General features: G+C 33.2%; 1 pseudogene. It reads right to left on the reverse strand.

What is annotated here, in order from left to right:
• Window positions 1–103: 103 nt before the first annotated feature.
• Window positions 104–361: pseudogene (locus tag HMPREF2737_RS11355) on the reverse strand (DUF536 domain-containing protein); the annotation flags it as partial.
• Window positions 362–386 lie beyond the last annotated feature (25 nt).

A 386-nucleotide genomic window follows, 5' to 3' on the forward strand; every position in this document is an offset into this window, starting at 1 on the left:
GACGTTTGATAAACGCATATGCTGAATGATTATCAGAAGTTTCATCACTATAAAAGGTGTATCAAAGATTTATACTCCCTTGATACACCTTTTACATTCATTTTTAATTACCGAAGAATCGACTCCAAAATCCCTTTTTAGGTGGTTCTACCTCCCTATTATCATCAGGATCACTCTTCGTTTCTTCAACGAACTTATCCTCTTTTGTTAATTCACCTTCATCTGTACTGTCATTCTTTTTCTCTTCGGCTATATCCTTGTAATTTACTTCTGTTGGTTGACGTTTTGTTTGTTGTTGGTTGATATTTTTCGATTCTTCAGTAAAAGTTGCTTCTTGCGGATTAATATTTTGGGTTCTGTTGCAAAGTTGAATTTATAGTATAATT

It is taken from the genome of Staphylococcus sp. HMSC069D12, from assembly GCF_001810405.1.
Taxonomy (GTDB): Bacteria; Bacillota; Bacilli; order Staphylococcales; family Staphylococcaceae; genus Staphylococcus; species Staphylococcus haemolyticus.